The sequence below is a fragment of the Bacillus sp. FSL R5-0512 genome (assembly GCF_038593295.1).
Lineage (GTDB): Bacteria > Bacillota > Bacilli > Bacillales > Bacillaceae > Bacillus > Bacillus safensis.
Map to the genome: position 1 here is coordinate 939,505 of NZ_CP151982.1, position 24,595 is coordinate 964,099.

General features: G+C 39.8%; 26 protein-coding genes. 11 read left to right on the forward strand and 15 right to left on the reverse strand.

Annotated features, from left to right (window positions below):
• Positions 1-184: 184 nt before the first annotated feature.
• Entirely contained in the window at positions 185-1,015 is an 831-nt protein-coding gene (locus tag NSQ25_RS04700; RefSeq protein WP_041116968.1) for a C40 family peptidase, read from the forward strand.
• 452 nt (positions 1,016-1,467) lie between these two features.
• Entirely contained in the window at positions 1,468-2,868 is a 1,401-nt protein-coding gene (locus NSQ25_RS04705; RefSeq protein WP_326136634.1) for an amino acid permease, read from the forward strand.
• 64 nt (positions 2,869-2,932) lie between these two features.
• On the opposite strand, the gene NSQ25_RS04710 is transcribed toward NSQ25_RS04705, so the two are convergent.
• Genes NSQ25_RS04710 through NSQ25_RS04720 form a run of 3 tightly spaced genes read right to left on the reverse strand, consistent with a single transcriptional unit; the run spans position 2,933 to position 4,753 of the window.
• Positions 2,933-3,223, reverse strand: a complete 291-nt coding sequence (locus NSQ25_RS04710; RefSeq protein ID WP_024425288.1) for a hypothetical protein — start codon at positions 3,221-3,223, stop codon at positions 2,933-2,935.
• The gene (locus NSQ25_RS04715) at positions 3,211-4,269 is read right to left on the reverse strand and encodes an anti-sigma factor (RefSeq protein ID WP_061109612.1); all 1,059 of its coding nucleotides are present in this window, start codon (positions 4,267-4,269) and stop codon (positions 3,211-3,213) included. Before NSQ25_RS04715 ends, NSQ25_RS04710 begins: the two co-directional genes overlap by 13 nt.
• Positions 4,262-4,753, reverse strand: coding sequence for a sigma-70 family RNA polymerase sigma factor (locus tag NSQ25_RS04720; protein WP_024425287.1), 492 nt, complete (start codon positions 4,751-4,753; stop codon positions 4,262-4,264). The genes NSQ25_RS04715 and NSQ25_RS04720 overlap by 8 nt, the downstream gene beginning before the upstream one ends.
• A 370-nt stretch (positions 4,754-5,123) precedes the next feature.
• Here NSQ25_RS04720 and NSQ25_RS04725 point away from each other — a divergent pair, with 370 nt between their 5' ends.
• Positions 5,124-5,726 (forward strand): 1-acyl-sn-glycerol-3-phosphate acyltransferase, encoded by a 603-nt coding sequence (locus NSQ25_RS04725; RefSeq protein WP_024425286.1) that lies wholly within the window; start codon positions 5,124-5,126, stop codon positions 5,724-5,726.
• A 39-nt stretch (positions 5,727-5,765) separates the two neighbouring features.
• Here the strand turns inward: NSQ25_RS04725 and NSQ25_RS04730 are convergent, their stop codons facing one another.
• Positions 5,766-7,097 carry a hemolysin family protein gene (locus NSQ25_RS04730; RefSeq protein WP_034282244.1) on the reverse strand — a complete coding sequence of 444 codons (1,332 nt, stop codon included), beginning with the start codon at positions 7,095-7,097 and terminating at the stop codon, positions 5,766-5,768.
• Positions 7,098-7,155: 58 nt separating this feature from the next.
• Positions 7,156-7,596: a MerR family transcriptional regulator gene (locus tag NSQ25_RS04735; RefSeq protein WP_034667702.1), complete on the reverse strand. Its 441-nt coding sequence runs from the start codon at positions 7,594-7,596 to the stop codon at positions 7,156-7,158.
• A 337-nt stretch (positions 7,597-7,933) separates the two neighbouring features.
• On the opposite strand from NSQ25_RS04735, the gene NSQ25_RS04740 reads away from it, so the two are divergent.
• Positions 7,934-9,316, forward strand: coding sequence for a hemolysin family protein (locus tag NSQ25_RS04740; protein ID WP_041116973.1), 1,383 nt, complete (start codon positions 7,934-7,936; stop codon positions 9,314-9,316).
• A gap of 89 nt (positions 9,317-9,405) precedes the next feature.
• The gene (locus NSQ25_RS04745; RefSeq protein ID WP_211042972.1) at positions 9,406-9,798 is read left to right on the forward strand and encodes a transcriptional regulator; all 393 of its coding nucleotides are present in this window, start codon (positions 9,406-9,408) and stop codon (positions 9,796-9,798) included.
• Here NSQ25_RS04745 and crcB (NSQ25_RS04750) read toward each other — a convergent pair.
• From crcB (NSQ25_RS04750) to NSQ25_RS04760, 3 genes are read right to left on the reverse strand one after another with little or no spacing between them, the layout of a single operon-like run.
• Positions 9,795-10,160 (reverse strand): fluoride efflux transporter CrcB, encoded by a 366-nt coding sequence (gene crcB / locus NSQ25_RS04750; protein WP_041116974.1) that lies wholly within the window; start codon positions 10,158-10,160, stop codon positions 9,795-9,797. The genes NSQ25_RS04745 and crcB (NSQ25_RS04750) overlap by 4 nt on opposite strands.
• Entirely contained in the window at positions 10,161-10,556 is a 396-nt protein-coding gene (gene crcB / locus NSQ25_RS04755) for a fluoride efflux transporter CrcB (protein ID WP_046310394.1), read from the reverse strand.
• 4 nt (positions 10,557-10,560) lie between these two features.
• Positions 10,561-11,277 (reverse strand): glycerophosphodiester phosphodiesterase family protein, encoded by a 717-nt coding sequence (locus tag NSQ25_RS04760; protein WP_034282238.1) that lies wholly within the window; start codon positions 11,275-11,277, stop codon positions 10,561-10,563.
• Positions 11,278-11,582: 305 nt separating this feature from the next.
• Here NSQ25_RS04760 and NSQ25_RS04765 point away from each other — a divergent pair, with 305 nt between their 5' ends.
• The 3 genes from NSQ25_RS04765 to NSQ25_RS04775 all read left to right on the forward strand — a co-directional run bounded on the left by NSQ25_RS04765 (position 11,583) and on the right by NSQ25_RS04775 (position 13,698).
• On the forward strand, positions 11,583-11,684 hold the full coding sequence (locus NSQ25_RS04765) for a YhdX family protein (RefSeq protein WP_017360338.1): 102 nt from the start codon (positions 11,583-11,585) through the stop codon (positions 11,682-11,684).
• Between the two features lie 164 nt (positions 11,685-11,848).
• Entirely contained in the window at positions 11,849-12,937 is a 1,089-nt protein-coding gene (locus tag NSQ25_RS04770; RefSeq protein ID WP_046310398.1) for a mechanosensitive ion channel family protein, read from the forward strand.
• 14 nt (positions 12,938-12,951) lie between these two features.
• Complete coding sequence (locus tag NSQ25_RS04775) at positions 12,952-13,698, forward strand: NAD-dependent protein deacylase (RefSeq protein ID WP_080769816.1); 747 nt, start codon at positions 12,952-12,954, stop codon at positions 13,696-13,698.
• Positions 13,699-13,738: 40 nt separating this feature from the next.
• Here NSQ25_RS04775 and NSQ25_RS04780 read toward each other — a convergent pair whose 3' ends face one another.
• Entirely contained in the window at positions 13,739-14,593 is an 855-nt protein-coding gene (locus tag NSQ25_RS04780) for a polysaccharide deacetylase family protein (RefSeq protein ID WP_065214179.1), read from the reverse strand.
• Positions 14,594-14,890: 297 nt separating this feature from the next.
• Between NSQ25_RS04780 and dat the strand changes: the two genes are divergently transcribed.
• On the forward strand, positions 14,891-15,748 hold the full coding sequence (gene dat / locus NSQ25_RS04785; protein ID WP_061109614.1) for a D-amino-acid transaminase: 858 nt from the start codon (positions 14,891-14,893) through the stop codon (positions 15,746-15,748).
• Positions 15,749-15,793: 45 nt separating this feature from the next.
• Here dat and NSQ25_RS04790 read toward each other — a convergent pair whose 3' ends face one another.
• Positions 15,794-16,300: a universal stress protein gene (locus NSQ25_RS04790; RefSeq protein WP_034282233.1), complete on the reverse strand. Its 507-nt coding sequence runs from the start codon at positions 16,298-16,300 to the stop codon at positions 15,794-15,796.
• A 556-nt stretch (positions 16,301-16,856) separates the two neighbouring features.
• Between NSQ25_RS04790 and NSQ25_RS04795 the strand changes: the two genes are divergently transcribed.
• Both NSQ25_RS04795 and NSQ25_RS04800 read left to right on the forward strand, forming a co-directional pair.
• Positions 16,857-18,614: an ABC transporter transmembrane domain-containing protein gene (locus tag NSQ25_RS04795; protein WP_065214180.1), complete on the forward strand. Its 1,758-nt coding sequence runs from the start codon at positions 16,857-16,859 to the stop codon at positions 18,612-18,614.
• Positions 18,611-20,626, forward strand: a complete 2,016-nt coding sequence (locus NSQ25_RS04800; RefSeq protein WP_034282231.1) for an ABC transporter ATP-binding protein — start codon at positions 18,611-18,613, stop codon at positions 20,624-20,626. The genes NSQ25_RS04795 and NSQ25_RS04800 overlap by 4 nt, the downstream gene beginning before the upstream one ends.
• A gap of 117 nt (positions 20,627-20,743) precedes the next feature.
• On the opposite strand, the gene NSQ25_RS04805 is transcribed toward NSQ25_RS04800, so the two are convergent.
• From NSQ25_RS04805 to NSQ25_RS04825, 5 genes are all read right to left on the reverse strand, one after another.
• Positions 20,744-21,361, reverse strand: a complete 618-nt coding sequence (locus tag NSQ25_RS04805) for an NAD(P)H-binding protein (protein WP_034282230.1) — start codon at positions 21,359-21,361, stop codon at positions 20,744-20,746.
• 285 nt (positions 21,362-21,646) lie between these two features.
• Entirely contained in the window at positions 21,647-21,850 is a 204-nt protein-coding gene (locus tag NSQ25_RS04810; protein WP_024425744.1) for an alpha/beta-type small acid-soluble spore protein, read from the reverse strand.
• Positions 21,851-22,087: 237 nt separating this feature from the next.
• Positions 22,088-23,194 (reverse strand): sn-glycerol-3-phosphate ABC transporter ATP-binding protein UgpC, encoded by a 1,107-nt coding sequence (gene ugpC, locus NSQ25_RS04815; protein WP_034282227.1) that lies wholly within the window; start codon positions 23,192-23,194, stop codon positions 22,088-22,090.
• 144 nt (positions 23,195-23,338) lie between these two features.
• Positions 23,339-24,214 (reverse strand): helix-turn-helix domain-containing protein, encoded by an 876-nt coding sequence (locus tag NSQ25_RS04820; RefSeq protein ID WP_065214181.1) that lies wholly within the window; start codon positions 24,212-24,214, stop codon positions 23,339-23,341.
• A gap of 20 nt (positions 24,215-24,234) precedes the next feature.
• On the reverse strand, positions 24,235-24,444 hold the full coding sequence (locus NSQ25_RS04825) for a YheE family protein (RefSeq protein ID WP_003211787.1): 210 nt from the start codon (positions 24,442-24,444) through the stop codon (positions 24,235-24,237).
• Between the last annotated feature and the right edge of the window lie 151 nt (positions 24,445-24,595).

Consider the following 24,595-nt stretch of genomic DNA (forward strand, 5'->3'; position numbering starts at 1 on the left):
TGCGATTATTTTGTCATGATTGTGTAATAAAAATGAAATAAAAAGAACCCTAAAAAAAAATAAATTTTGCCGAATTAATAAGCATAATGTCGTAGGAAGTCAAGACTATTTCTTCTGGTATTTGATCCTTATAATAGGGAGTAGATAAAAATTCGGATCAGATAGATACATACAGGAGGAACAAATGAAAAAACAATTGATCACAGCTGCAAGTGCAGTTCTACTTGGGACGACATTATTTGCCGGCGCTGCCTCAGCACAATCAGTAAAAGTTCAAAAAGGTGACTCTCTTTCTGTTCTAGCGAAAAGATACAAAACAAGCGTGAGCAAAATTAAATCAGACAATAAGCTGAAATCTAACGTGATTTATGTTGGACAAACCTTAAAAGTGAATGGCACTTCTTCGAAAAAAGCAGTGAAGACATCAAAAACAACAACAAAAGTAAAAACGGCTTCAGCAACTGCCACTCATAAAGTTGTCAAAGGTGATACATTATCTAAGATCGGCAAAAAATACGGGATGACTGTGAAAGAGTTGAAATCGTTAAATAAACTTAAAACAGACCTCATTAAAATCGGGCAAAAGCTAAAGGTGAAAAAGACGTCTAAAGTAAAGGCGAAACCTGTGAAAGAAAAAACAGTCTCTACTTCTTCCTTAAACACGTCTAAGCTCATAGCAGATGCTAAAGCGCAAAACGGTACTCCATATAGATGGGGTGGAACGACACCGAAGGGCTTTGATTGCAGCGGATTTATGTGGTATATCATTAACAAACAAAAAAAGATTTCAAGACAAACAACTGAAGGTTTCTGGGGATCGATGAAAAGTGTATCCAAACCAAAGGCTGGAGATTTTGTCTTCTTTACAACGTATAAATCGGGTCCATCTCACATGGGTGTCTACCTTGGGAACAATAAGTTTATCCATGCTGCTTCTGACGGTGTAACGATCAGTGATATGACATCAAGCTATTGGAAGCCTATTTATCTTGGAGCGAAAACATTTGTAAACTAATTCATTTTAAGAGACTGCTATGAAGCAGTCTCTTTTTTCATATATCATTTGTGCCGCAGAACTGGTCTTTTTCTCATAGATCACTATCGGTCTAAAGGCTTTAAAATAACATAATTGTGACCTCGCTTTTAAAAAAAGGGTCTTATTTTTGTTGAATAATAAGTATATGAAAAAAATATAATCTTCCATGTTGTATCATAAATAGAGGGAGACAAACTATCAATTGAATAAGGATTGAAGAAAATCTAACCGTTTTATTGACAATATTTTCGTTGATATATAAGAATTTTCACTCTATTTTTTAAAAAAGTGTTTTCATTTTTTAATTTTCATATATAATAATTTTACGCCACCAATTTATTGCGCTAAATTTAATCTAAATATTCAGAAAATATTGTGAATTATATGAATGTGGCGTCTTTAGACTGATACTAAGTTTTGGGAGTGATGGTATGAGCAATTCGTTGTTTAGAAAAAAGAGCATTTCAGAGCTCATTGCGGCAACACAAGGGGAAAAAGCATTAAAAAAGGAATTGGGTTCATTTGATTTAACCATGCTGGGCATTGGAGCCATTATCGGGACAGGGATATTTGTTCTAACAGGTACAGGAGCCGTCACTGCGGGGCCAGGACTTGTGCTATCATTTGTCATCGCAGGTCTTGCTTGTTTGTTTGCAGCACTGTCATATGCGGAATTTGCTTCAACAGTGCCTGTATCAGGGTCTGTGTATACATTTACGTACGCATCAATGGGGGAATTTCTAGCATTCATCATTGGCTGGGATTTAATATTAGAATATATGCTGGCCGCTAGTGCCGTTTCAGCGGGCTGGTCAGGCTATTTTGTGTCTTTTTTAAATGGGATAGGGATTCATATACCAGTTGAGTTAACAGCAGCTCCAGGTGGTTTAAAGGGGCAAGTGACATATTTTAATCTTCCAGCATTTATTATTTTAATGGTCATCACCTTCCTGCTGTACTTTGGTATTAAAGAATCAAAACGAGTAAATAACATCATGGTTATTATGAAAATTGCTGTGATTCTGCTCTTTATTTTAGTCGCTGTGAAATATGTAAAACCTGAAAACTGGACACCATTCGTTCCATTTGGGACATCAGGGGTCTTAAGTGCAGCAGCCCTAGTATTCTTTGCATTTATCGGGTTTGATGCAGTTGCTTCTGCGGCAGAGGAGACAAAAAATCCATCACGCAACCTGCCTAGAGGAATTATTACTTCTTTATTGATTTGTACGCTGCTTTATGTCGTTGTCAGTGCGATTATGACGGGCATCGTTCCTTTTATGAATTTTGAAGGAGTATCACATCCAGTGTCTCTCGTTTTACAAGTAGCCGGACAAAACTGGGTGGCTGGTATTGTGGATGTCGGAGCGATTCTAGGGATGACAACCGTGATGCTTGTCATGCTGTACGGCCAGACACGCGTGATGTTTGCTATGTCTCGTGATGGCTTGGTGCCAAAGATATTATCAAAAGTTCACCCAAAGCATAAAACTCCTTACATCAATACATTGTTCTTCGGTACATTGTCAGCATTAATGGGTGGATTTATTCCACTTGATGAGCTGGCAAGTTTAGTGAACATCGGGACACTTTCAGCATTCATTTTGATATCAGTGGCGGTCATTGTGATGAGAAAGACGCAGCCGGACTTACCGAGAGCCTTCAGATGCCCGGCAGTTCCGCTTATTCCGATCTTAGCTATTCTATCTTGCGGATTGCTCATTTATAAGCTTGGTTCAATCACCTTTGTACGTTTCTTAATCTGGCTTGCCATTGGGCTGGTTGTGTATTTCTTATATTCAAGAAAGCATTCAGAATTGAATAAAAAATAAATGAAAAAAGCCCGTGATGCTTGGCATTAGTCAAGTAACACGGGCTTTTGCTTTTGAGTGCTGATTAAAAACCTAATTGAAGATCGACATCGATTGATACGATGGCATAGACACAAACAATGACAAAGATATTCAGTACGACACCGAGGAAACCTGGACCCGTACGGCCTTTTTTAATGAACAGTTCAATAATGCCAAATGGAACTGCGGCCATTGCAAAAGGAAGCATTTGAAAAGAATAAAATGTCACGTTGCTGATAATGGCGAGGTTTAGCATGAGCAGGGATAATATCGCTGTGCCGACAGAAATCCAGCCAAATACATTATGCTCTTTAAAAATTCTTACCAATTCCATAATTCCACCTCGCTCACTTTTGCCGTTTTAATGCGTTTTGTCTTTACAAATTTCTCAATCTCTTTTGAAGGCCCAGTGACCACAGAGCCATAAATCGTGACGCCATTTTGATCGATATAGCGTATACGATTAGACAGGTCAAGATCAGGTCTGCCAGAAATCGTTGTTGCCCATGTCGGGTGCTGATTAACATAAGCAAGGGCATCTTTGAATTGATCTACCTCAGTTTTTGATGTGTGCTGAAGCTCTTTTAAAAATTCAGAGTCCTTCCCAGGAAAGCCGATTGGCCGCTGATTTCCACTTAATGAATCCTCTGTTTTAATCGCATTCCACAGCACTTTCATATCGTATTTTTTAGCAAAGGAATAAACATCCTTTGGTGTATAAGCTCTGTCATAGGACACATACACTTCACTTACTGTTCCTTCAGGAAGCTTGTCTAACGTAGTGAGTGTTTGTTTTTTTGAGGCATCTGCCTGCGCCGAAGGATGGGTAAAGAAACCCTCCGTTTCGCGTGCGCTGTCACCATAATAAGAGATGGTAGGCTGCTTTAATTTATCGAAAAACATCTCGATTTGTTCACTGCCAATAGCTTCTGTTTTATTGCCAATTTGCTTTTGCAGCTTCAATTCGGTGTTCATCCCAAAAAGTTTGACCTGACCTTTTAAATCCTTCATATCAATGGCCACGTTTGGTTTGGTTAAAGCGACGGTGACAGCTGCTGTTTCCATGAAATGATTGCCTTTGCTCTCGGCGCCGCCAACGCCGTAGTATAAATAACTTCCTAATGTACAAAGCGGTAAAATAATGAGTGTCGATATGACAGCAAGTACGGAAATACGTAAATATGACTTTCTTTTTCCGTATTGTAAAATGGCTTTTTGCTTCTCAGGACTGATGGAAAAATCTGTCCAATCCGAGTCGTTCAGTTCCTGGCTTAAGCGTTTTTCGTTTTCTTCAAGTTCTTCTTCAAACGCTATCATTTCTTCCTCATTCATCTCACCATTATTATATTGTTCCCATCGCTTGTTAAACTCTTCATTCATCATTAACACCTCTGTTGTAAAGTGCTTTTAGGCGCTGCCTTGCACGAAATAAAACACTTTTAAAATTTGCTTCAGTAATATTCATGACCTTGGATGCTTCCTTGTAATTTAGCTCTTTTAAATAATACAATGTCAACGCTTCCTTGTAGTTATCTGGAAGCTGCTCCAAATACATGGTGAGAACTTCCTTTATTTCAACCTGTTCAGCAGGGCTTTGTACAGACGTTTGTAAAAGACCGCCAATGAGGTCATCCGATATGGTCACTTCTTTTTTATGTTTCCTGACATAATCAATAAAAGCATTTCGTGCCACCTGAAATAACCAAGGTTTCACTTTGCTATGGTCGTAGGAATGAATATGTATATACGCACGCATAAAGGTTTCCTGCAATAAGTCTTCTGCCAAATGTTTGTCTTTTGTCATGGAGAGCAGAAACCTGTAAACATCGTTCATATACATTTGATAAATTTCATCGATCGTCACTGATTTTTCTCCCCTCTATGTTATACACGCATAAGAAAGGCATAAAGTTGCACGAAACTTCTCATTACCGTACATTACTCATTTCTTTCGCCGAATCAAAATCATTTCTCCTTATCATAGCGAAATTTGCATCATTTATAAAGTATTTTCAATAGAACAAATCAGGAAAAAACATCGAAAAACGACAAAATTGGACACAATTCCTATTCTATTCTCCCCTAAAACCTTGTGCTTGAATACAGTCAGAACGTTCATTTTAAACGAAAAAAATAGGGAGGATTGGACTGCGTACAAATTTTTAGTACCAGGTAATAAAAAATTTGTTATAATAGAGACAAATCCTTCATTCTTCAAACAAAGGAAGTGCACTATGTATAAATTTTCAGGCTATACCGTCAAATTATTATTTGGTCTCCGAGGTGGAATCAAAGTATATCAAAAAGAGAATCTGCCAACTGATCGGGGTTTTGTCATTGCTTGTACACATGAGGGTTTTGTGGATGTTCTTGCATTAGGCGCAGGAATTCTTCCGTTTGAGATCCACTACATGGCGAAAAAAGAATTATTTGCAAATAAATGGATCGGTGGATTTTTAAAAAAGATTCATGCGTTTCCAGTTGATCGAGAGAATCCTGGGCCAAGCAGTATTAAAACGCCCATTAAATTATTAAAAGAGGGAAAGATCGTTGGGATTTTTCCAAGCGGCACACGTACTACAGAGGATGTTCCTTTAAAAAGAGGAGCGGTTACCATTGCACAGCTCGGTAAAGCGCCAATTGTTCCAGCCGCATACAAAGGACCTTCAAATGCGAAAAGCCTTTTCAAAAAAGGGAAAATGCGCTTAATCATCGGTGAACCGATTGAGCTGTCTGAATTTGACCATCTGCCGCCAAAAGAAAGATTAGGTGCCATGACAGAAGTATTAAACACAAGAATCAAAGAGCTAGAAGCTCAATTAATGGAAAAGGCATAAGAAAAACGACCGCTTGCTTAGGCAAGGGTCGTTTTTGTCTTAAGAAGCGCCTTCTTCAGCTGCTTCTAATAATTGTTCATTTAACTTTTTTACTTCGATGTATGCCACATGGTGTCCATCGACTTCATTAATAATAAATTCATAGCCTTGTTCACGAATGGCGTCATTTTTCTCTACTTCATATTTCTGAGTAAGGAACCAGCCGCCGATTGTGTCGACCTCTTCATTATCAAGCTGTATACCTAATAGCAGGTTGACTTGATCAACAAGAACCTTGCCATCAAAGATGTAATGGTCTTCTCCAAGTTTACGCACTTCGTTGATTTCATCAATGTCGAACTCATCACGAATTTCACCAACGATTTCTTCAAGGATGTCTTCAACAGTGACAAGACCTGCTGTACCGCCATATTCATCTGATAAAATGGCCATGTGTACACGTTCACGCTGCATTTTGAGCAGTAAATCATGAACAGGAACCGTTTCAATCACATGAATAATCGGATTTACAAACTTTTCGATCGTATCGCTTGTAGAGCACTCACCGCTAATGCAGGCAGTGAGAACCTCTTTAATGTTAAGAACACCGATAATGTTGTCTTTGTCGCCATCTTCAATTGGATAACGTGTATATTTCTCTACCTTTGTTACCTTCAGCATTTCCTCAATGGTAATATCATATGGGAAGCTGACAACTTCGGTACGAGGAATCATAATTTCTTTCGCCAGACGGTCATCAAATTCGAAAATTTTATTTACATATTTGAATTCAGACTGGTTAATCTCGCCGCTCTTATAGCTCTCTGATAAAATAATCCGCAATTCTTCCTCAGAGTGCGCCATGTCATGCTCAGATACTTGCTGAAGACCGAACGCTTTCGTTAACAAACGAGCAGATCCATTTAATACCCAAATGAACGGGAACATCACTTTATAAAAGATCATCAGTGGTCTAGCAAAAAGAAGGGATACTTGCTCAGCCTTTTGAATGGCGAGTGTTTTCGGTGCAAGTTCTCCAACGACAACGTGTAAAAACGTCATGATACTAAACGCAATAATAAAAGTGACAATAGAACTAGCTGATTGAGGAATGGACAGCTCTGCAAAGAGCGGCGCAAGCATATGCGCGATTGTTTCTTCCCCTAACCAACCAATACCAAGGGCGGTAATGGTAATACCAAGCTGACAGGCTGATAGGTACTCATCAAGATGAGTCGTTACATGCTTGACAGCAACTGCTGTTTTATTACCTTCTGCGATTAACTGATCAATTCTTGAGCTTCTTAAGCGAATGATCGCAAACTCTGATGCAACGAAAAACGCGGTTAAAGCTATAAGTAAAGCGACTATGAGTAAATTAACTATGTCCAATTAAGGCCTTCGTTCTGACTTTGAGAACGAAGGTAACACCTCCTGTTTAGTAAAAATTTTAACTTAACAGCAGTAAAAATGATTGGACAGCCGTCATTTTTTCAGGAGTAAGCTGCTCTTTTAGTTTTTCACGTTGTTCTGGCTGAAGCTGCTTACAACGTGCCAAAATGCGGTCCATATGCTCATTCATCCGATCGATATCAGAGGTTAAATGGACAAGTTCATCATGATCTTCCTTTTGAGAAGGGAATTGTTCATCTAATCTGGATTTGATGTCAGAAAGAGCCAATCTCTGCTGTTTGCAAAGAACGATTAATTGTAATCGTTTTAAAGCATATTCATCGTAATAACGATAATTTGAGCAAGATCTAACAGGCGCAAGCAAACCTAGATTTGTATAATAATCTACAGTTCGTTTCGTCACCTGTGCAATCTGTGCTAGTTCACCAATACGATACTTTTTCTCAGCCCCATCTGAACATCTCCTCCTAACCGTCACGTTATAGTTTATGAAAATAGTTTAATATAATTCTAGTCTGAAACACAAGTTAATTGTTCATATTTCCTTCCAATAAGAAGAAACAGAGGAGGATTTCCCTCAATTTAGTCAGTCATGTCAAAAACAGCATGATGATACAGGAATTTTCAGATTATTTATGGTAAGATAAAATGAATACCGTTTCATATATATGTAGAGAGGCGGAATTTTACGTGAACCGGAGGTGGTTAAGTGGGGCCCTCAATGTAGTCTTATTTAATCAGTTAACCGTTTTGCAAAACATAACATCATCAATCAGGAGGTGACTCCTTGTTCTTCTAAGAAAGAGCAAGGTTAAATGGACGATATTGTTAATCTGAGTATAGTCGGTGTTTTGATTGCTTTAACAGCTTTCTTTGTTGCATCTGAATTTGCCATAGTAAAGGTGAGAAGTTCAAGAATTAATCAGCTTGTTGCCGAAGGGTCCAAAAAGGCCATCATGGCGAAAAAGGTGACATCAAGGCTAGATGAATATTTGTCAGCCTGTCAGCTCGGTATTACGGTGACATCTCTTGGTTTAGGGTGGATTGGTAAGCCGGCTGTGAAAGAACTTTTGGTTCGAGGTTTTGGTTTGACAAACATTCCTGATTCAGCAATCAGCCTGATCTCAGCAACACTTGCGTTCTCTATTATTACCTTTTTGCATGTAGTTGTAGGTGAGCTTGCACCAAAAACGCTTGCCATTCAAAAGGCGGAAAAAATGACGCTATGGCTGTCAGGCCCGCTGCATGCATTTTATATCCTTATGTTCCCTTTCATTTATGTGTTAAACGGATCAGCCCGTTTGCTAACTAAAATGATGGGCATCGATATGGGGTCTGAAAAAGAACATTCCCATTCTGAAGAGGAATTGAAGATTTTATTATCTGAGAGCTTAAAAAATGGGGAAATCAACCCATCAGAATATAATTATATGAACAAGATTTTCGATTTCGATAATCGAATTGCCAGAGAGATCATGATACCGCGGAGAGAAATTTGTGCGATTCCAGAAGATATGCCGTTAGATGATATCCTCGCCATCATGACGCAGGAAAAGTATACACGTTTCCCTGTTTTTTCAGGAGATAAAGACCATGTCATCGGCATGCTGAACAAAAAGCAGCTCTTTGCAGATCTTGTGTATCAAGGAGAAAAAGATCAACTGAAAATTCAAGATTATATATATCCAGTGATTGAGGTCATCGACACGATTCCTATTCAAGAGCTTCTCGTTAAGATGCAGCGTGATAGAATGCATATGGCGATCTTAACTGACGAATATGGCGGAACGTCTGGACTTGTCACAACGGAAGATATTTTAGAAGAGATTGTCGGAGATATTCGAGATGAATTCGATGAAGATGAGCAGCCAGTTATTCAAAAAAGAGCCGATCATCATTATGTTTTAGATGGCAAAGTGAGATTAGATGAAGTTCAAGATTTGATCGAGATCTCTTATCATGATGAGGAAATTGATACAATCGGCGGACTCATCTTAAAAGAGAATATTGATATCAGAGAAGGACAATCCGTCTATCTTGATGATATTCGAATGAAAGTGCTGGAAATGGATGGACGCTACGTTAAAAAGATCGATTTGAAAAAAGGCGTCACATCGTCAGAAAAAGGCAGCGCACGCACTGGGCTTGATATAAAGGAGCCGCTTTTAGTAAACGAAATGACCTTGAGCGAAAAATAAGCTCAAGGTTTTTTTAGGTATTTAGTCTCTTTTGAACGAATATATGTTCGGATACAATAAGAACAAACGTTCGATAGAGGGGGATGGACATGCTTTGGTATGAAACAGCAAGTATCACGGAGAAAAAAACCTCAATGAAACGAATTGAGTTTCATTTAAAGAATTTCAAAAATTATCAAGCAGCGATCTTAAATATCGAAAGGCAGCTTGAAAAAAGAAGCCTGCATCATCTCGACCACATGACTCGGAAAAAGTTAGAAGAACAAAAAAGTCAGTATGAACTCATCGTTGCTTGTATTGAAACGGCATTAAAAGAGTTGGACGAAATAGAGCAGCAGCTCATCGATTACAAATATTTTCGAGATTGGCGGATGGCAAAGTGTGCAATGGAAATTGGCTATAGTGAAAAAACACTCTTTTTGATGAAGCGCCAGCTCATGGATCAGCTGCTCATCAGCTTAGCCGCCATTACCAATATTTAAATAAGATGCTGTCCTATTTGATAAAACGCAGCAAAGAGACATAAAGACCCGATGATTGTGACCAGCAAGTAGACAGCAAGAAGTCCAATTTGCCGCTCATGCAGCATGGACGCAGCTTCTACACTAAATGTAGAGAATGTTGTAAAACCACCGAAAAACCCAGTACCAATGATCATAAGCAGCGGATCATTGTCAGACACTGCACCTGTCAGTAAACCTAAACCGGCAGCGCCGAGTAAGTTGATGAGAATAATACTATACGGAAAACGAGTATGAAACTTGGTTTTCTGAATCGATTGACTGAGGAAAAAACGAAGGGCACTGCCCATCCCGCCGGCAACAGCTGTATAAAATACAATCATTTATCTGCTTCCTTTCGGCTGCTCATTTTGTTGAAAGAGGCGCTGAGCGGTGATCAGTCCACATAAGGCAGCGCCCACTCCAGCAATCACTGAGAGTAGAATGTACATGATACTTGATGTGAACAGTCCATCCTGTAATAAGAGAACCGTTTCTTTAGAAAAAGTGGACATTGTCGTAAAACCACCGCAAAATCCTGTTCCGATCAAAGCAGCAAGATATTTTTTTCCTTTCCGAAACATAAAATATCCTGTTGAAAAGCCAAGAAACAGACTGCCTGTCATGTTTTCAATCAGTGTTGCATAGGGGAATGTCTGGCTGACAACGGATTGGCTAAGTTCATATCTGCACAGGGTACCAACCAATCCACCGATAAATACGGCGAGATATGCTTTCATTTAATCATTTCTCCTTTAGAAAAAATGGCGGGTGATCCGTCACCACTCCATCAATGAGGTATGTTTTCATCCTGTCGGCTGTTTTTTGATCTTTCACTGTCCATATAAAGACATCCATTCCAAATGAGTGGATGCGGTCAATCCACCATCTGTTGATCATCGTTTTCTTCATATTAAGGCAATTCGCAAAGGAGCTGTACTCCGCTAATTTCCTTTTCGTCAGTTTAAAGGCAGAGGGTTTTATAATAAAAGCTGTTCGAAGAGAAGGGGCGTAAGCTTTGACTCTTTGAAGTGCATTGGCATCAAAAGATTGAACCATGATGTGACGGGAATAGGCAAACCGGTTGATGATGTCGACAACTGCCTTTTCAATCCCAATCTGCCGTTTTGGATGCTTGATCTCAATCAGTATCCCGACACGATGAGTGTACCTTTCAAGAATTTCCTGTAAGGTGGGAATTCGTTCGTTGGCGTACTGTGAATCAAACCAGCTTCCTGCATCCAGTTTCTTCAGCCGATCAAGTGTATAACTTTTCACTAAGCCGCTTCCGTTAGTTGTTCGATTAACGGTATCATCATGGATGACGGCTACGTGCTGATCCATTGTCAGCTGGACGTCTAACTCAATATAATCCGCACCTTGCTGAACAGCTAAATCAAATGCGGCGATTGTATTTTCTGGGGCAGCGCTTGAAGACCCTCTATGCGCGATAATATACACATGCTCCAGCTCCTGACATAAGTTCTGGTCTTATCATATCAAATTTTTGTTGTTTTTCCTTCTTTACTATATGGAACGAGGGAGAGCTGTATGTAATGGAACATGGCGTGTGGTGAGAAAGCATCGTGTATAAAAGGTGAAAAGTTGCAGGAATATCCCAAGCTCTTATTGAGTAAATCTGAACTACATCATTTTTTCTTCGATCAATTTTGTCCAAATCGTCAGCGTTCGTCAAAATATTAGTGCTTTCGTCATGTTGACTGAAAATTCTGATGTTTTATAATGATGAAAAGGAGGCGAGATGATTGGGTAAAGGGAGAATTAGAGTGGAAGAACGTATTAAGGCTGAAACGGATGCTGAAATGTTTAAAGCGACTCTCCTTGATCAGGCTCAGAAGAAAAAGTAGTTTGCTGCCCGACGATATGTCTCTAGCCAAAATTTCATATTTGAACTTCATGCCTCGGGATCAGTCCCGAGGCTTTTTATGTAGAGGTCAGACATTTAAGAGAGGACATGAACGAAGGTTATATTATAAACTAGAGAGGATTGTTTTAAAGGAGAGAGACAGACATGTTTACACAAAAATGGATGGATACATATTTTACAGTAGATATTGCGATCCAAATTGGTATTAGCCTTTGTATTTTATTGCTTTTTTTATTGCTTCGGAAAGTATTTACGAAGTATTTATTTCAGCTTCTGTTTAGGCTGACGAATCGGTCTAAAACGGAGGTCATTAACCAAATTGTTGTGGCATTTGAAAAACCAGCCAGGCTGTTTTTCGTGGCACTTGGTTTATATTTTGCGTTAAGACAGGCACCATACTTTGAGCATCATATGGATATCATCGTTAAATTGTATAGATCTTCTATTATATTAATGCTGACGTGGGGGCTTTGTAATTTAACCGCTGCATCTTCTTTCTTGTTTCAAAAGGTCAATTCGAAATTTGAATTAGATATGGATGATATTTTAGCACCATTTTTATCAAAGGTACTTCGTTTCATTATTATTGCACTGAGTATTAGCGTCATTGCACAAGAATTTAATTATGACGTAAATGGACTTGTGGCAGGGCTTGGTCTAGGTGGTTTAGCATTTGCGCTCGCTGCTCAGGATACAGTGGCTAACTTTTTTGGAGGGATAGTCATCATTACGGAGAAGCCTTTTACGATGGGCGACTTTGTGGAGACACCAAGTGTACTTGGGACTGTGGAGGACATTACATTTCGAAGCACAAGGTTTCGAACACCTGCTGAAGCCGTCGTGACCGTTCCGAATTCTACGCTTTCTAAGGAGCCAATCACAAACTGGACAAGAATGAATAAACGTCAGATTACGTTTTCTGTTCGCGTTTCCTACAATACACCAAAGGAAAATATTGATCAGTGTATTAAGCGTCTCAAACAGATGCTTCACGAGCATGATGGGGTGCATAAGGAGACAATCATGGTAAATCTCGATGTACTGGCAGACAGCTATTTGAACTTGTTTTTCAACTTTTACACAAACACGACAGCTTGGTCTGAAAACCTTGATATTAAGCAGGATATTAACTATCGCATCATAGATATTTTCCACGAGGAAGGCGTAGAATTTGCTTTCCCTGGTCAGGCCATTTATATGAAACAAAAAGGTGAGAAGCAGCTGGGTGAATAAAGGAGGAATGGTGCGTGGATCAAACAAAAGTGGAAGCACTAAGAGAGAAATTATCACAGGCTTCACATATCACAGTACTCTCAGGTGCAGGTATGAGTACAGAATCGGGTATTCCTGATTTTAGATCAACGGGTGGTCTGTGGACAGAAGATACTTCCCGCATGGAGGCGATGAGCCGGTCCTACTTTTTATCAAACCCTCATCAATTCTGGCCGAAATTTAAGGATTTGTTTCAAATGAAAATGAGTGGAGAATACGAACCAAATAGCGGGCATACCTTTTTAGCCAGCCTTGAGCAACAAGGGAAGCATGTGGATATTTTTACCCAAAATATTGACGGTCTTCATAAAAAGGCGGGAAGCCAGCATGTATATGAACTCCATGGCTCCATTCAAACGGCCACTTGTCCATCGTGCCAGGCGGTATATGATCTGCCTTATTTATTAAAAGAAGAGGTGCCGGTCTGTCAAAGGGTTTCCTCAGACGGCAGTACGTGTGGACGTGTGCTAAAAACAGATGTTGTCCTATTTGGCGATATGGTCAAACATTTAGACCAAGTAGAGACATCACTTCAGAAAACGGACATGCTCCTCGTCATGGGGACTTCCCTGGAGGTAGCGCCAGCAAGATATATTCCAGAAGATGCAGCTCATGATCCTTCCATCTTCATGGTGATGATGAATTTGAGTGAAACAGAATTCGATCCGCTTTTTGATCTTGTCTTTCATGAGCGAATTGGCGATCTCGTGAAAGCTTTATAAATCATTAAAAAACCCGCATCCTAAAGGTGCGGGTTTTACTTTATTGCTGCAGCGGCTTCATTGTTTCATCAAGGACTTCAAATGTATAGCCCTTTGCCTTTAGCTGCGTAATTAAGCTGCTTAAGTATTTTGCCGTCGCCGGCTGATCATGCATTAAGATGATTTTTGGTTCTTTTGGATATTTTGTCTCCAGCACTTGCAGCTGATTTAATACCTCTGGTACATATTTTGAGCTTTTATATTTCCAGTCAAGACTGTCAATGGTCCAGTCCCAGTAGACAAAGCCTTTTTGTTTTAAACGTGTTTTTTGCTGATCGGTTAAATTTGGGGTGCTGCCATAAGGTGTTCTTACAAGATGGGTATACTCACCTGTGACAGAAGCCAAAATGCGCTGATCTTCCTTCATCTCGTTAACAGGAGAATCACTTTTTTGATAAAAGCGTTTCACATCATGGGTAATACCATGAAGCCCTAATTGATGACCTTCTTGATGGAGTCTTTTCACAGCTGCCGGGTGTTCTTTAATCTGCGGTCCGAGCATAAAGAATGTGGCTTTCACTTGATGCGCTTTTAGCACATCTAACAGCTGATTTGAAGTCGCTGATGGACCATCATCGAAGGTTAAAAAGATCGTTTGATCCGTTACATGTTTATTTGAATGGATCTTAAAATGTGCATCTAATGTTTTCCGAGAAGCATCTTTTGCTTTCATACTAGTACTTGTGTCCCTAAATTGACTGCTCGCAGACAATTTCGCCGGCTGATCTGCTGCCTGCATATTGGTTTTGGACATATCCCAAATAAAAAAGAGGATTAGTGTCAGGATGACAAAACCAATCGCCTTTGAGAGCAGCATTGTGTTTGAAGGTGTCTGTTTTTTTTTAACCCGTTGCATTACAATCGCTCCAATAAATCAAAAATTTGTGTCGAAATCATGTAGTGGATTCTGTCTTTTTTCGCTGTTTTTTGTCGTGTTTATATGGAGTAAGTATACAGGAAAAAAGAGCCTATGAATATAGAAGATGCTAAAAAATTGGAATCTTTTTGGTTATCAAACTATATTTGTTATAATAGAAGGTTATCCATTTCATACGATGTGAAATAATTCTGAATAATCATTGAAACGTACCCATTTATCCGCTAAGATAGCATCAGATTCAACCATTAATGCAAAGCGAAGGGGAGATTCCATATGAAAGTATTGTACAATGGAGATTTCATTGAAAAAAAGGATGCACATGTTGATATTGAGGACAGAGGCTATCAATTTGGTGACGGAGTCTATGAGGTCATCCGTGTATACAATGGTACTTTGTTTACGTTAAAGGAGCATACAGAGCGTCTGTTCAAGAGTGCAAAGGAAATTGGCATTCATCTGCAAGGTACAGTATCTGATATGGAAGAAAAGTTACAACAGCTCGTCGCTCACAATCAATTAACAGATGGCGGTGTGTATATTCAAGTTACGCGGGGTGTCGCCCCTCGTAAACATCAATATAGTGATTCTCTTACTCCTCAAATCACAGCATATACGTTCCAGGTGAAAAAGCCTGTTCAAGAACAGAAAGCTGGGGCAAAGGCCATTTTATCTGAGGATCTTCGCTGGTTAAGGTGTGATATCAAAAGCTTAAATCTTTTATATAACATCATGGAAAAGCAGAAAGCATCTGAAGCTGGTGCGTTTGAAGCAATCCTTGTGAGAGACGGTTTTGTGACCGAGGGAACCTCCTCGAATGTATATGCCGTGATTGATGGCGTGATTCGTACTCATCCTGCAAACAATCTCATTTTAAACGGCATTACTCGTAGAAAGTTGCTGGAGGTATGTGAGGAAGAAGGATGTACGGTTGAAGAAACTCGTATAAGCAAAGAAGAACTGCTGCGCGCTCAGGAAATCTTCATCAGCTCGACGACAGCTGAAGTCATTCCGATTGTTGAAATAGATGGCGAGCCCGTAGGGGAAGGCGTTCCAGGAGAGCTGACAAAACGCGTACAGGAAGGCTTCCAGCAAAAAATTAAACATGAAAGTGAAGCATCCATCTCTTCATAAATAAAAAAGGCTGTAAACCAATGTTTACAGCCTTTTGTGATGCATTTATTTCACAATAAGCACAGGTATATCTGATTTTGCTGATAACTTTTCACTCACACTGCCAAACAGCATTTTTTTCAATCTGCTTTGGTCACGTGCTCCCATGACGATGAGGTCTGCTGATATTTCCTCCGCATATTCGATAATCGCTTCTGCTGGTTCTCCTTCTACAATTTCAATGGCAGCCTCAAACTGCTCCTCATTTAAAAGCATTCGTGCTTCCGCAACGACCTCTTCTGTATGGTCTTCAAAAATCAAGGGACTTTGCTGTTCATCGTGAGGTACATATACAGGGGGTGTTTGAAGATCTGCCGTACCGCCGCCGATATAAGCTCCGCCAGTCATTGGGCGCGGTGCATCAAACACCTGTCTGTCTGTTTTGCCATCATGTGCATAGGTAACGGTCAGCTTGGCATGCAAGGTTTTAGCTAAAGCGATTGCCTTTTTTAATGCTTTCTTACTGTCTTCATGTCCATCAAATGCAACGACCATCCGATCAGCTTGAAACAATGTCCTCATTCCTTTCAAAAGGAGTCTTTACACTCATGGTATACCCGTTAATGGAAAAAGATACACATAAGGGAGATTGATTTTTGTTAGAAAATTTCATTTATTGAAAAATATTTATTGACAAAATGGTGACAGCCGCTATAAGATAAAAAAAGATTCAAGAGCCAAAAGGAGGAAATGTCATGTGCAACATTGGAAGAATGAAACCAAACTGCATGAATGGGTTGATTCACGTGACAATTACACCTTCATTGGTCATTGAAAAGGAACTCGTCTGTTCCAATTGATCGGATGAATCAAGGCGTATGTTGCGTATTTGTCAACATGCGCCTTTTTACATGACGAAAAGAGGCGTACCAGCCAGCTGGTGGCCTCTTTTTTTGTTGAATTCATTTCGCATTTCGAAATAAAGGGATGAAAAACAACAAGTAAATGAAGAGGAGTGAAAGCATGTGAACATGCCAAAATCAAGACAAATGACAAAAGCTCAAAAAACGAAACAAGGTGACTTGCAGGAAAATTTAGAAAGCGGCTAGCTTGAAAAGGAGAGACAAACATGTTTTCAGTATTTGCGAAATTAGGCTGGTTCTTTAAACAAGAGTGGAGGCGTTATACGATTGCTATTACGCTCCTGCTCATTGTGAATGTGCTTGAAATGCTGCCGCCAAGATACCTTGGCCAGGCAGTTGATGACATTCGTTCTGGTCAATTTACAACATCCAGTATTGTGTTTTATGTGACCATTTTTTGCTTACTAGGTGTCGTCGTCTATACACTTACATATTTTTGGATGTATCAGTTATTTGGCGGCGCAAATGTCATGGAGCGTGTGATGCGTGGGAAACTGATGCGCCACTTGCTTAAGATGACGCCTACCTTTTATGAAAAGAAAAAAACAGGCAACTTAATGGCATTAGGTACAAACGACTTGAATGCTGTGGCCTTAACAACAGGCTTTGGCGTTCTGACCTTGGTTGATTCCACTGCTTATATGCTGATGATCTTCTTTACGATGGGGCTGACGATTAGCTGGAAATTAACCTTAATGGCGATTATTCCTATGCCGCTGATGGCGCTCTTGATTGCGTTTTATGGAAGCAAAATCCATGAACGCTTTACAGTCGCTCAAGATGCATTTGGTGATATGAACGATCGCGTTCTTGAATCAGTGGCAGGTGTCCGGGTCATTCGCTCTTTTGTGCAGGAGAAACAAGATGTCGAACGCTTTCGCGAAATGACAGATGATGTATTTCAAAAAAACATGCGAGTGGCGATCATTGATTCTTTGTTTGAGCCGACAGTGAAATTACTTGTGGGGATCAGCTACTTAATCGGAATCGGCTACGGAGCATACCTCGTGTTCCAAAGTGATTTAACCATTGGGGAGCTTGTTGCATTTAACGTCTATCTTGGCATGATGATCTGGCCAATGTTTGCGATCGGCGAATTGATTAATATTATGCAAAGAGGAAATGCGTCGTTAGACCGGTTAAATCATACACTCGGCTACAAGCCGGACGTAACAGATGCTGCTCAGCCGAAAACGTTACAAGAGCCTGGAGATATTGAGTTTGATCATGTGACATTCAGGTATCCAACTTCATCTAAAGATAATCTCATTGATGTGTCCTTTACCGTTCGAAAAGGACAGACGATTGGGATTACAGGCAAAACAGGAAGCGGTAAAACGACCATTGTCAAACAGCTTCTGCGCCAGTACCCGGCAGGTGATGGGCAAATCTTGCTATCAGGTGTTCCAATCCAAAACATTGAATTAGATCAGTTATTTCAATGGATCGGATATGTACCGCAGGATCATATACTTTTCTCAAAAAGCGTGGAACAGAATATGCGCTTTGGTCATCGTGACGCGAAACAAGATGAGTTAGCACAAGCAATCAAAGATGCTTATTTTGAAAAGGATTTACGCCTTTTGCCAGAGGGTCTAGAAACCATGGTTGGGGAAAAAGGTGTGGCGCTGTCAGGCGGACAAAAACAGCGAATATCCATTGCACGTGCTTTATTAATTGATCCAGACATTTTAATTCTGGATGACTCATTATCTGCGGTAGATGCAAAAACAGAAACCGCTATTTTAGAAAATCTAAGACAAAACCGTCATGGCAAAACGACGTTTATTACAACTCATCGCCTATCAGCTGTTGAACATGCGGATCTCATTCTTGTCATGGAAGAAGGACGCATTGTCCAAAAGGGCACCCACAACGAGCTCATCCAGCAGGATGGGTGGTACAAGGAACAATTTTTGCGTCAGCAGCTAACAAATCAGCTGGAAGGAGGGGATGAGGCATGACAACAGGAAGAAGACTCCTTGCCTACGCACTCCTATATAAGAAAGTATTGTCTGTTGCCTTAATCTTTCTAATGATTGCAGTTGGTGCTGAGCTGACAGGACCGTTTATTGGGAAGAAAATGATTGATGATCATATTTTAGGTGTAGAAAAACCGTATGTCGAGGTCAATGAAAAGACAGACAAAACCGTTTATTACCAGGGAAATAACTATATACGAAGAGATCGATTAAATAATGGAATGGATTCTGGAAAGCAAATCAATGTAGTGCAAGTCGGGTTCGGTTACTATTTTGTGAATGAGCCGATTCGTTTTGATGGAAACAGAAAAATATCGGGAGATCAGCTCACCATTGATAATGGGAACGAGCGTGAAACCTATGAGGTAAAGCGTTTATCAAAAGAGGAGATTTTCGCTTTTTATCAGCCAGAAATCAATGGTTTGGTGCAGCTTGTTCTATTTTATCTAGGACTGCTCATCGTTGCGATTTTCTTTCAGTATGGGCAGCATTATTTGCTCCAGAGGATTGCAAATCGAATTATTCAAAAAATGAGGGTAGACGTATTTGAGCACATCCAAACACTGCCGATCCGATATTTTGATAATTTACCGGCTGGAAAGGTTGTCGCGAGAATCACAAATGACACGGAAACCATTCGTGATTTATATGTAACAGTCCTTGCTAATTTCGTGACGAGTGCCATTTACATGATTGGGATTTACATTGCCATGTTTTTGTTAAATGTAAAGCTGGCACTCATTTGTTTGGTCGCAGTACCGATTATTTTCCTATGGTCGATGACTTACAGAAAGTTTGCATCAGTGTACAATCACCGCATTCGTTCGATCATCAGTGAAATCAATGCCAAGCTAAATGAAGCCATTCAAGGGATGACAATCATTCAAGCGTTTCGTCATGAAAAAGCGACGCAAGACGAATTTGATGAGCTGAACAACAATCACTTTCGATATCAGCGAAAGATGCTGCATTTAAATTCACTTCTTTCACATAACTTGGTTAACCTGCTGCGAAATTTAGCATATGTGGCACTCATTTGGTATTTTGGAGGTGCTTCGTTAAGTGCGACAGGCATTGTGTCCATTGGTGTGCTCTATGCGTTTGTCGATTATTTAAATCGATTGTTCCAGCCGATTACAGGCATTGTGAATCAATTCTCTAGGTTGGAACTAGCAAGGGTTTCATCGGAAAGGGTTTTCAGGTTATTAGATGAACCAGGAACAGAAGTGGAAGAACCTGTTCAGAAGAAGCTGGAGGGACACGTTCAATTCAAAGATGTCACCTTTGCTTATAATGAAGGGAAAAATGTCTTAAAGAACATTACGTTTGAAGCAAAGAAAGGTCAAACGGTTGCACTTGTGGGGCATACTGGTTCTGGGAAAAGCTCGATCATGAACTTGCTGCTGCGTTTTTATGACATTCAGCAAGGAGACATTCTCATAGATGGTGAAAGCATTTATGATCAGTCGCGCCAAACGCTGCGTAAACAAATGGGCATTGTGCTGCAAGACCCGTATTTATTTTCTGGAACAATTGCCTCCAATGTCAGCTTAGGAAATGAAGATATCAAAAGAGAAACCATTGAATCTTCATTAAAGCAAGTAGGCGCAGCAGAGTTATTGAAGCACCTGCCAGAAGGTTTTGATGAACCAGTCGTTGAAAAGGGAAGCACCCTTTCCTCAGGGGAACGTCAGTTGATTTCATTTGCGCGCGCATTGGCGTACGATCCAGCGATATTAATTTTAGATGAAGCCACAGCCAACATTGATACAGAAACAGAAGCGATCATTCAACGGGCACTTGATGTAGTCAAAGAAGGACGGACGACTTTTGTGATTGCTCACCGATTATCCACTATTAAGAAAGCCGATATGATCTTGGTGTTAGAAAAAGGTGAAATCGTCGAGCGTGGCAGTCATGAACAACTCATGCAGCAAGAAGGGCTGTATGCACAAATGTATGAACTGCAAAAAGGTGCTGTTGCCAACAGCTGATGAATAGTAGAAAAAAGAGCCTCTTCCAATTGAATGAGGCTCTTTTCCTTTGCATAAAAAAGTCGGAGATTCTGTTCTCGACTTTTATTGATTATATTGTTTGGACAGGCTGCATCATCAATAAGCGATGCCGACGCGTTGATGTACAAACTCCTTCGAATTTAACTGCTGATATAAAAAGTGTGCGGTATCTTCAACTGAAATTTTCTTTCCATCTATAGGGAGAAAATCTTTCTCATAGCGATATGACCGTGTCACTTCTCCATCTGGTAAATAGGTTGGACAAATAATGGTCCAATCTAGATCAGTCGATTGAAGGATTTCAAACGCTTTCGCATGCTCTTTAGCTGCTCGGGAAGTGGTCCGTCTTGATTCATTTGTTTCAAAACGGTAGAGCTCCGGCTGCTTTCTTGCTTTTAAAATACCTGCTGTACCAATTGTAATAATTCTAGATGTATTTGTTTGCTTCATGGCTTGTACGATATGCTCCATTGAAACAGATAATGTATCGTCACCATCTGTTGATAGACAGCTCACAACAATATCTGCTCCTTTGATTGTCTCAAGCACATCTTCCCGATTTCTTGAATTGCCGGTGACTTGAAACATACCCGCAAGCATTTCTTCTCGGTTTGTTCGAATCAATGAACGAACCATGTAACGATCATCTACTTGAACGAAACGAAGAAATGCTTGTCCTACACGTCCATGAGCACCGAAAAGAGCTATTTTCATCTGTTCGATCCCTCCACTACATACTATAAGTGAAAAGGGCACAAAATGGTACAACTTTTATGTGATGCTTTTTTTATATAAATGAAAGGACCGAATACTATGAGCATATTCACATAATAGAGAGATACCTACAAATTGTAAAAGTTCAAAGTTCATACCAGAAATAATGTCCATGAAGATCCGCTCCTTTCTACTACATGATATGAGCTGAAAGGAGTTTGGTGAGGGATAAAAACAAAAAAAGAAGACACCATAAGAGGTGCCTTCTATGATCCAAATATGAAATTAAGCTTTTGTTCCGCCAAGATTTTGTTGAGCGAAAGACACAAGACGTTTTGTAATTTCTCCACCAACTGAACCGTTAGCACGAGATGTTGTTTCTGCTCCAAGGTTTACACCAAATTCAGAAGCGATTTCGTATTTCATTTGATCGATCGCTTGCTCTGCTCCAGGAACTAGTAATTGGTTTGAACTATTAGAATTTGCCATGATGTGATTCTCCTTTTTGTATATGTTTTGTTTTTTTGGTTGGGTTTGCTGGAATCGCACCAGCGAAATGATCCAAGTCATTTGCCACTTGGCGAAACCCAATGCAGTAACTGCTTTGTACTAAGTATTATGGTTATTTCCGAAAAAAACATACGAGAAAAGAACATGGTAAATGTTGTGTTAACATACAAAAAACCATCACCCAATGATGAGTGATGGCGCTGCTTATATATCTTCTTATTCTGCTGAGCGGATGCGCAGCTCCGTATCCGCATCAAAGAAATGGGCTTTGTTCATATTAATTGCAAGAGGGATAGACTGTCCGGCCTGTACATCGGTACGAGAATCAACACGTGCAATAAACGATTGACCATCGATAGAAGAATAAAGCATCGTTTCTGCTCCCATTAATTCAGCTACTTCTACATCAGCATTAATTTTTGTGCCTTCAGACGCCTCTATAAATACTGGTTCATCGTGAAAATCTTCTGGTCTGATGCCTAAAATGACATCCTTTCCAATATAGCCTTGGCTGCGTAATACTTTCATTTTTCCTTCTGGTACACGAATATGTGTTTTTCCAACCGCAATGGCACCGTCAGAGAGCTTTCCTGTGAAAAAGTTCATCGCAGGTGAGCCGATAAATCCACCTACAAACACATTCTCTGGGTTTTCATATACATCTTTCGGGGCTCCAACCTGTTGAATAAATCCATCTTTCATGACAACAAGGCGGGTTGCCATTGTCATGGCTTCAGTCTGATCATGTGTCACATAGATAAATGTCGTTTGCAGACGCTGATGAAGCTTAGAAATTTCAGCACGCATCTGAACACGGAGTTTTGCATCTAAATTAGAAAGCGGCTCATCCAAAAGAAAAACCTTTGCATCACGTACAATTGCTCTGCCAAGTGCAACACGCTGCCTTTGACCGCCAGACAGTGCTTTTGGTTTCCTGTCTAAATATTGCTCAAGCCCTAATATTTTAGCGGCATTTCGAACCCGCTCATCAATTTCTGCTTTCGGAAACTTCCGAAGCTTTAATCCAAAAGCCATATTATCGTACACGTTCATATGAGGATATAATGCATAGTTTTGGAAAACCATTGCGATATCCCGGTCTTTCGGCGCTACATCATTCATCCGTTTTCCATCTAACAAAAAGTCTCCTTGTGATATTTCTTCTAGACCTGCAATCATGCGAAGGGTTGTTGATTTTCCGCAGCCTGATGGACCAACAAACACAATAAATTCTTTATCTTCTATATGTAGATTAAAGTTGTCTACTGCTGTTACCTTGTTATCGTACACTTTATAAATTTGATTCAGCATCATTTCAGCCATTAGCTGTCAGCCTCCCCAGTCCCTCTTTTTTTGAAAGCACTTTACTAGTAAATAAAGTGTATAAAATGAGGAAGAGTCTGTAAATGGACAACGTGCACAACATCCTATTTTCATTTTTGGGCAGGGTGCTCATGTCTTCGTTCTTTATGAAAGATCGAGTAGTATCATCATCAAATAAGCAGCTGATGCTTCTGGAAAATGACGTATATCTAGACCAGTGCGCTCAATAAATTTATCAATTCGATATTGAAGACTGTTTCTGTGAACATATAACGCTTTTGCTGCCTTGGATGCGTTTAAATTACATTGCATATAGGTCATGAGAGTGCGATAAACATCCCGGTCAAAGACCGCTTCTTTAAAAGCATCTGAAATAGCGTGAGAGAGTGCAGATGCATCATAACAAATGAACGATGGCAGGCATTGATAAAATGTGGCAGCCCCTGATCTAAGCTTTTCTCGCTGCAGATGGCATAAAAAGAGCTGTTGTTCATTTAATAACCTCATCTGTAAATGGTCATTAGGCAAATGCAGCTGTCCTTGCATAAAGACTGAGTCTGTTAAAAAATCACTTGTAATAGCCAGAGACAAATCATTTAACTGATCTAATTGACTGTTTTCTGATGTGGCGTTTGGTTGAATCAGCATAGCTGTTTCAGGGCCTGTCCATATGAAATGAGTATGTTCGAGGCTGTTATTCACAGCCTCTTTTATTTGCTGTCTTTGTTCTTCTTGATGGATCATTTGAAAATAATAAACACGGACGGGATGTTGGACAGTTAGTGGTTTGTTTTCAAAAAGATAGCTGAACCATTTTTGTTCATCCTCGGTCTGCGCTTTTTGAAATAGATCAATTGGTGTAAGAAAAGAGTTGAGAAGAAGTGTTTCTCTTTCTGAAAGCTCCGATTTGTTTACTCCAAATATTTCACCTTCGTCTGTTTGATACCAAAGAATTTGTTTGTCATGAGTAGGTGTGCTGATGATATGGTTTCCGTAAACAAGTTTTAATTTTTCTAACATGGCGGGGCTCCTTAAACAGTTTAATCATAGACATGGAACAGCATTAATTCGTGGATTTCTTCTTTTAAAGTTGGTTCTACTTCATGGGGCGGAAGCTGAGAGCCCCATTCAATGTCACCTGTTTTGTGGTAGATGCCTTCATAGTGCGCACCGTTGTGGAAAAAGGATATTTTCCAGCCTGGCAATTGTGCTTTCTTAAAAAGGGGTTTCCATTGAAAATGAGAAATCATATCATCATTGCCTCCTTGCTTTTATTGATGAAACAATAAACAAACACGACAACACGGAAACAACCTTGAACTTGATTTTATTGTATCTCATCTCATGAAAAGAGCATAGAAAAAGCATAGATTTAAGAGCACTGACATGTGACAAAAAAGC

Bases quoted from the DNA above. Each gene is read 5' to 3' on its own strand.
- crcB (WP_046310394.1), bottom strand. From the start codon at position 10,556: ATGAAAGCATATCTCGCCGTATTTATCGGTGGATTGGTTGGTACCCTG.
- NSQ25_RS04780 (WP_065214179.1), bottom strand. From the start codon at position 14,593: ATGCAACGGGTTAAAAAAAAACAGACACCTTCAAACACAATGCTGCTC.
- NSQ25_RS04745 (WP_211042972.1), top strand. From the start codon at position 9,406: ATGCTTTGGTATGAAACAGCAAGTATCACGGAGAAAAAAACCTCAATG.
- crcB (WP_041116974.1), bottom strand. From the start codon at position 10,160: ATGATTGTATTTTATACAGCTGTTGCCGGCGGGATGGGCAGTGCCCTT.
- ugpC (WP_034282227.1), bottom strand. From the start codon at position 23,194: ATGGCTGAAATGATGCTGAATCAAATTTATAAAGTGTACGATAACAAG.
- NSQ25_RS04705 (WP_326136634.1), top strand. From the start codon at position 1,468: ATGAGCAATTCGTTGTTTAGAAAAAAGAGCATTTCAGAGCTCATTGCG.
- NSQ25_RS04725 (WP_024425286.1), top strand. From the start codon at position 5,124: ATGTATAAATTTTCAGGCTATACCGTCAAATTATTATTTGGTCTCCGA.
- dat (WP_061109614.1), top strand. From the start codon at position 14,891: ATGAAAGTATTGTACAATGGAGATTTCATTGAAAAAAAGGATGCACAT.
- NSQ25_RS04805 (WP_034282230.1), bottom strand. From the start codon at position 21,361: ATGAAAATAGCTCTTTTCGGTGCTCATGGACGTGTAGGACAAGCATTT.
- NSQ25_RS04715 (WP_061109612.1), bottom strand. From the start codon at position 4,269: ATGAATGAAGAGTTTAACAAGCGATGGGAACAATATAATAATGGTGAG.
- NSQ25_RS04700 (WP_041116968.1), top strand. From the start codon at position 185: ATGAAAAAACAATTGATCACAGCTGCAAGTGCAGTTCTACTTGGGACG.
- NSQ25_RS04795 (WP_065214180.1), top strand. From the start codon at position 16,857: ATGTTTTCAGTATTTGCGAAATTAGGCTGGTTCTTTAAACAAGAGTGG.
- NSQ25_RS04820 (WP_065214181.1), bottom strand. From the start codon at position 24,214: ATGTTAGAAAAATTAAAACTTGTTTACGGAAACCATATCATCAGCACA.
- NSQ25_RS04800 (WP_034282231.1), top strand. From the start codon at position 18,611: ATGACAACAGGAAGAAGACTCCTTGCCTACGCACTCCTATATAAGAAA.
- NSQ25_RS04825 (WP_003211787.1), bottom strand. From the start codon at position 24,444: ATGATTTCTCATTTTCAATGGAAACCCCTTTTTAAGAAAGCACAATTG.
- NSQ25_RS04710 (WP_024425288.1), bottom strand. From the start codon at position 3,223: ATGGAATTGGTAAGAATTTTTAAAGAGCATAATGTATTTGGCTGGATT.
- NSQ25_RS04810 (WP_024425744.1), bottom strand. From the start codon at position 21,850: ATGGCAAATTCTAATAGTTCAAACCAATTACTAGTTCCTGGAGCAGAG.
- NSQ25_RS04770 (WP_046310398.1), top strand. From the start codon at position 11,849: ATGTTTACACAAAAATGGATGGATACATATTTTACAGTAGATATTGCG.
- NSQ25_RS04740 (WP_041116973.1), top strand. From the start codon at position 7,934: ATGGACGATATTGTTAATCTGAGTATAGTCGGTGTTTTGATTGCTTTA.